Source organism: Nitratidesulfovibrio oxamicus, from assembly GCF_015731765.1.
In the GTDB taxonomy this organism is placed as follows: Bacteria; Desulfobacterota; Desulfovibrionia; order Desulfovibrionales; family Desulfovibrionaceae; genus Cupidesulfovibrio; species Cupidesulfovibrio oxamicus.
This window is the reverse complement of sequence record NZ_VRYY01000114.1, coordinates 1-6,327: the sequence shown is the minus strand read 5'-3', so window position 1 is coordinate 6,327 and position 6,327 is coordinate 1. Positions and strand designations below refer to the sequence as shown.

Annotated in this window: 6 protein-coding genes; 2 read left to right on the top strand and 4 right to left on the bottom strand. The window is 65.8% G+C overall.

The features are described 5' to 3' along the window. Nucleotides 1-418 (top strand): helix-turn-helix domain-containing protein (locus tag FVW20_RS05440; protein WP_196608623.1); only part of this gene is annotated, 418 nt, incomplete at its 5' end. Between the two features lie 188 nt (nucleotides 419-606). Then, the gene (locus tag FVW20_RS05435; protein ID WP_196608622.1) at nucleotides 607-936 is read left to right on the top strand and encodes a YbhB/YbcL family Raf kinase inhibitor-like protein; all 330 of its coding nucleotides are present in this window, start codon (nucleotides 607-609) and stop codon (nucleotides 934-936) included. A gap of 80 nt (nucleotides 937-1,016) precedes the next feature. On the opposite strand, the gene FVW20_RS05430 is transcribed toward FVW20_RS05435, so the two are convergent. The 4 genes from FVW20_RS05430 to FVW20_RS05415 all read right to left on the bottom strand — a co-directional run. After that, nucleotides 1,017-1,583 (bottom strand): amphi-Trp domain-containing protein, encoded by a 567-nt coding sequence (locus FVW20_RS05430; protein WP_196608621.1) that lies wholly within the window; start codon nucleotides 1,581-1,583, stop codon nucleotides 1,017-1,019. 236 nt (nucleotides 1,584-1,819) lie between these two features. Next, nucleotides 1,820-3,199, bottom strand: a complete 1,380-nt coding sequence (locus FVW20_RS05425; protein WP_190245388.1) for a sigma-54-dependent transcriptional regulator — start codon at nucleotides 3,197-3,199, stop codon at nucleotides 1,820-1,822. Between the two features lie 374 nt (nucleotides 3,200-3,573). Then, complete coding sequence (locus tag FVW20_RS05420; protein ID WP_196608620.1) at nucleotides 3,574-5,016, bottom strand: sensor histidine kinase; 1,443 nt, start codon at nucleotides 5,014-5,016, stop codon at nucleotides 3,574-3,576. 3 nt (nucleotides 5,017-5,019) lie between these two features. Beyond that, nucleotides 5,020-6,327: phosphoglucose isomerase-related protein (locus tag FVW20_RS05415; protein WP_196608619.1), on the bottom strand; the 1,308-nt coding region annotated here is incomplete at its 5' end.

Here is a 6,327-nt window from a genome sequence, read left to right as displayed (position 1 = left end):
GCTGGCGGCGGGGCTGGCCACCAGCATGGCGGGGGGGCATGGTGCGAAGCGCCAGCTACCCCCGACGCCCCGGCACGGCGGCGCGGTGCGGCGGTCCATGGAGATGATCCGCGAGGGCATGGGCGCCACGCTGCGGCTGGACGACGTGTGCCGCGAGGCGGGGTTGTCCAAGTTCCATTTCATCCGGCTGTTCCGCGACGAAACGGGCATGACGCCCTACCAGTACTTTCTGAACTGCAAGGTGGAACATGCCCGCCACCTGCTGGAAGCCGGGGCCGACACCTACGACGCCATGCTGGAATGCGGGTTCTACGACCTGTCGCACCTGAACCGGCATTTCAAGGCCATGTTCGGCACCACGGCCACCGAATACCGGCGGCTGTGGCTGCGCGCGGGCGGCGAGGCGGCCATGGTGTGACCGGGCATGGCTGCGGTGGTGATGGCCTGTATAAGCCTCTGGATATACTCACGGCGGCATGATACGCCATCGCAAATTCATTTTTCGCGAGGTATCGTATGCGTACTGTCCGTGAGTTGTTTCGGGGTGCCGCCGTCTGCTGCATTGCGCTTGCGTGTTCTGCCTGCCTTGGGCCGAAGAATGCCGCCGTGGTGCAGGATATGGGCGTCAAGTTCGAGTGGGTGGGGTCCGGTTGCGCCCTTTCCAGCCCCAATCCGGAACTGCGTCTGAGCAACGTGCCGCAGGGGACCGCATTCCTCAAGGTTACCATGACCGACCTCGACGTGCCTACGTTCAACCATGGTGGTGGGACCGTGGCGTATGACGGCTCGGGCGTGGTCCCTGCGGGTGCGCTGAAGGCGTACAGCGGCCCGTGCCCGCCTTCCGGATCGCATACCTATGAATTCCGGGTGGTCGCGCTGGATGCGCAGAAGGAGTTCATACTGGGCAAGGGCACGGCGGCGAAGCGCTATCCGTAGCGCGCACCAGATCGATCAGAACGAAAAAAGGCCACGCGAGAGCGTGGCCTTTTGCATGTCGTGCGGTGGCAGGGACAAGGCTATTCGGCATCTTTGCTCTTGCCGTCCTTCTTGTCGCTCTTCCCGGGCTTGTCCTTTCCGTCCTTGGCGGACTTGTCGCCCTTTTCCGGCTTGGACTTCTTTTCCGGCCTGGCGTCCTTGCCGGGCTTGTCCTTCTTCTTGTCCCCGTCGCGCTCCTTGTCCCCGTCGCGTTTCTCGTCCTTGTGGTCCCTTGCCTTGGCCTTTGCGGGCTTGTCGGCCTTTTTCAGGGCCACGTCGAGGTCGATGTCGCCCACCTCTTCCACGTCGGCACAGCCCAGGGGGGCCAGGTGGTCGCGACCGGGCAGGTTGGCCACCTCTTCGCAGGCGGCCACGGTTTCATCGTCGGGGATGCGCCAGGAAATTTCGATCATGAACTTGCCGCGCCCGTCGCGCACCTTGGCTTCCACGTCCACGTCCACGGCTTCGGGCGGGCTGAGCACCAGCGTCTCGTCACCCTTCTGGACCTTCAGGCAGCGTTCCTTCAGCCCCTCGGCCAGCGCCTCGACGACGCCCGCCGCGTCCGCGCAGAGCAGCCGGGTACTCAGGGATATCTTCTGCTTTTCCATGGGGCACCTCCGTGGTGCGGTTTGTCGTGCTTAGCGACTATGCGGCGGCCATGACCACCCGTCAAGGCCGGGAAATTCGAAGATGATGCGTTGTGGGGACGGTTTTTTGGGGGGGGCTGAGGGCAGGTGCCCGCGCCTGCATATTACCCTCAAATAAAAAATTTGGGGGGGGAGGGGGCCGGGGAGGGAGACCCTTTTTAAAGGGTCCCCTCCCCGGAAGTCTTTCTCAAGGTTTCTTAATGCCCGGTGATATTGTATTTTTTCAGCTTGTACTGCAGCAGGCTCTTGGAAATGGCGAGCAGCTCTGCGGCCTTCACCTGCACGAAGTCTGCGCGGACCAGGGCGCGGCGGATGAGGGCGGCTTCGATGCGTTCCAGGGTGTCGGCCAGGTCCAGTTGCACGGGCAGGAGGTCCACGGCGCTTTTGAGCTGGGCTTCCTCGTCGCGCAGTTCGGGGGGCAGGTCATCCACGCGGATGGTGTCGCCGGAGACGAGCACGAGGCAGCGTTCCACCACGTTCTGAAGCTGACGGATGTTGCCGGGCCATTCGTAGCCGGTCATGTAGTCCAGTGCTTCGGGCGTGAAGGTCTTGGGGGTGACGCCGTTCTCGCGGGCCAGTTTGTCCACGAAGTGGGCCACAAGCAGGGGGATGTCCTCGCGGCGTTCGCGCAGGGGCGGCAGGGCGATGTGCACCACGTTCAGGCGGTAGAACAGGTCTTCGCGGAAGTTGCCCTTTTCCACCTCTTCCTGAAGGTTCTTGTTGGTGGCGGCCACGATGCGGATGTCCACCTCCACCTCTTCGGTGCCGCCCACGCGTTCGAAGCGGCGTTCCTGCAGCACGCGCAGCAGCTTTACCTGCAATTCAGGGGTCAGTTCCCCGATTTCGTCCAGGAACAGGGTGCCGCCGCCCGCCTGTTCGAAGCGGCCCCGGCGCATGGCCACGGCCCCGGTGAACGATCCTTTTTCATGGCCGAACAGTTCGCTTTCCAGCACGCCGGGGTTGAGGGCCATGCAGTTGACGGAGACGAACGGCCCCTTGTTGCGGGGCGAGGAAAAGTGGATGGCGCGCGCCACCAGTTCCTTGCCGGTGCCCGATTCGCCGGAGATGAGCACCGTGGAGCGGCTGGGCGCGGCGCGATCGACCATGCCCAGGGTTTCGCGGATGGCCCTGCTTTTGCCGATGATCTGGTGCATGCCGTAGCGTTCTTCCAGATTTTCACGCAGCACGCGGTATTGGCGGTGCATGCGCGAAAGTTCCGCCGCGTTGTGCACGGACAGCAGCAGTTCGTCGTTGGAGAAGGGCTTGGTGATATAGTCGAAGGCGCCGTACTTCATGACTTCCACCGCGCTTTCGATGGAGCCGAAGGCGGTCATGATCAGCACGGGGATGTGCGGCCAGTTCTTCTTGACCTGTTCCAGCACCTCGCGCCCGGTGATTTTCGGCATCTTCATGTCGGTGACGATGACGTCGACCTCCGACTCCTCCAGAAATGCCAGGCCGGTCTCCGGGTCGTTGAGCGCGGTAACGGTGTAGCCCGCGTCGGTCAGCAGGGCCTCGAGCACGAGCAGGTAGTTCTTCTCGTCGTCGAGCACGAGCAGATGCGTCTTTTCGTTCATGGTGGATCCGGTTGCGGTGTGGTGGTGCCGGGCGTGCGGGCACGTCGGTGCCCGCAGGGTTCAAGGGACAGAAATAGGGCCGGAAGGCCGCGTGCGCAACCCGTGCGAGGGGCTTTGGCGCGCGTGAACGGGGCGGGCCGTGCAAAAAAGGGGGGTCGGGCCGGGGCCGCAACGCACTGATAGGGCGAAAATACGCCGGTCACCGCCTCTTGTTGCCGCCAGTAACCCGCCGTCCCCGCCAGTCGCCCGGCAGTCGCCCGGCAGCCACCCGCCAGTCGCCCACCCGTTGCCGATCAGTCGCCGCACAGCTCGAACACAGCTCGAACACAGCCCGAACATAGGCCGTCACTGGCGGCAGACCGCAAGCCCGCAGGCTATTCGGCGCGCAGGGGCAGGCGCACGTACACCACGGCGCCGCCTTCCGGCGCGTTGTCGATGCGCAGGCTGCCGCCGTGGCTGGTGATGATGGAATTCACGATGGGCAGGCCAAGGCCGGTGCCGTCATCCTTGGTGGTGAAGAACGGGTCCAGCAGCCGTTCGCGGTTGGCCGGGTCGAAGCCGGGGCCGCTGTCGCGGAAGGCCAGTTCCGCCGCATCGCCGTCGCGGCGGCTGGTGACGGTGATCGAACCGGGGCCGTCCATGGCCTGCAACGCGTTGACCATGATGTTGTAGAAGGCGCGGTACAAAAGATCCCCGTCGCCGGAAATGGTGATGCCCGGCTCCGTCTCGCGGGCCACGGTGACCTCGCGGCGGGCCAGCTCGCCCTCCAGGAATCCCAGCACGCGGTCGAGCACTCCGTCGGCCTCCACCGGATCCTGCCGGGGCTGGCGGGGGCGGGCGTAGTCCAGAAAGTCGTTGACCGTCTGGCTGAGCCGCTTGGCCTCGTCGTAGATGGCTTCAAGGATGCGCGCGGTGACCGGGTCGGAACTGCTGGGGCGTTTCAGCAACAGTTCCGCGCTGGAGCGGATGATGCCCAGCGGGTTGCGGATTTCGTGGGCGATGCTGGCCACCACGCGGCCCATGCCCGCCAGTTTTTCGTGCTGGTGCAGTTCTCGCTCCAGGCGCTGCTTTTCCTGCATGCGTTCGGCCATTACCCGTTCGGCGCGGCGGATGAACACCAGCAGCATGCCGAACAGCACCAGCGACGAAAGGCTGGCCGTACCGATGATCAGCCACTGGAAGGCGATGATGGACCGGGTGTCGTTGGTGATGTCCTGGGTCATCTCCAGCACGCCCATGATGGGGCCGTCGTCGTCATCGTCGATGCGGCCCAGGCGGTTTTCCACGCGCAGGGGGTAGGTGGTGCGCAGGATGAAGCTGCCCGGCTCCAGCCGGGGGGTGAACAGGGCCTGCCAGAACGAGATGCCGGCGTCGACGGTGTAGCTGGGGTCTTCGTCGCGCAGGGCCACGGTGACCTCCGGCCCGGCCAGGTCGGTGCGGCCAAGGTCTGCCCGGTCTGTGGAATACGACACGATCTTGCCGTGGTCGTAAATGCGTACCCGCGAAACCTGCAACCCGTGGATTACCGACTGCACCAGTTGGTCCAGCCGCTCGTACTGCACGGGCTGGCGCAGGGCGATACGGCCGAAGCCCACCAGCGTGGGCAGGGTGAAGCGCCGGTATATCTGGTGGTTCAGGTTTTCGGCCAGCAGCGAGGCGAATTCCTGCTGCTTGCGGAACATGGTGTTGCGCGCCGAATCGGTGATGACCACGGACATCACGATGCTGGTGGCCAGGATGAGCACCAGCGATACCCATGACAGAAAGCGGGCGAAGCCGAAGGGCAACCCCCCCGGCAGTTCGAAACGGCGCGGCACCGGCTAGAACTCCTGCGATTGTTCGGCCCGGCCCAGAAAGGCGGCAAGGTCCGCCTCTTCCGCCGGGTAGCCGGGGGCGCCCAGCCGGGCGTTGGCAAGGCGCTTGCCAAGTTCCACGGCGGGCTGGTCCAGCGGGTTGATGTTCATGAGCCAGCCGGTGAACAGGGTGGCCAGTTCCAGCAGGCCCATCAGGCGGCCAGCGGCGGCTTCTCCGGTATCGCCCATGCGCAGTTCCACAAGGGGGGTGCCCTGCCTGGCAAGGGCCATGCGGGTGCCAAGGCCCTCCGCGTCCAGCAGTTCGCCGAAGCGGCGGCCCTTCAGGAAGGCCCACTTGTCCGGCAGATCCGCCGGGAAGGGCCGGCCCTGCGGCAGGCCGGGGCAGGTCAGGAACAGGCAGCCCTTGTCGCGCGGGCCATCAAGGAACATCTGCTGCAAGGAGTGCTGGTCGGTCACCCCCACGGCGGGCAGGGGCATGGTACCCTTGCCTTCCTTGCCCAGACTTTCGGCCCACAGCTGGGCGAACCACGGGCCGAAGGGCGCCCACAGCGGCACGTAGCAGAAGAAGATCAGCTGCGAATAGTGGGCATCGGCAAGGGCCATGTTCCACAGGGCCAGCTGCCACGCGGGGTGGTCGGGCAGGGCATGGGCCGGGTCTGCCACAAGGCTTGCCCCGGCGGCCTGCGCGCCGTCCAGCAAACCGCGCCAGTCCAGCCCCATGAACGCGGCCGGCACCAGGCCCACTGCGGAGAGCACGGAATAGCGCCCGCCCAGATGGTCGGGCACGGGCAGCGAGGGCAGGTTTGCGGCCTGCGCTTCCTGCCGCAGGAATCCGGCCTTCTCGTCGGTGACCACCAGCATGTGTTCGCGCCAGCGGTCGCCAAGGGCGGATTGCAGCCACTGCTTGGCCAGGAAGTATTGGGCCAGCGTCTCGATGGTGCCGCCCGACTTGCTGACGGCCACCACGATGGTCTGTTCCGGCGGCAGGCTGGCGAACCACGCCTCCATGGTGCCCGCATCCACGTTGTCGGCTATCCACAGCCACGGACCGTCATGGCCGGGCCTGTCCTGCTGCGGAAAGAACGCCCGTTGCAGCGCCCGGGCGCCCAGCGCGGAACCGCCGATGCCCAGCAGCACCATGTGGCGGTAGCGGGCAAGGGTGGGCTGCAACGCGGCAAGGCCCGCCTCCAGCGCGGCGCGGTAGGGCATGTCGATGAACGGCAGGTGCCCGGCGGCCAGTTCCGCCTTCAGGCGGTGGGCCAGCTCGCCCTTGTGCAGGGCGTGGGTGGCGGCGGCGTCGGGGGTCAGGCGGCC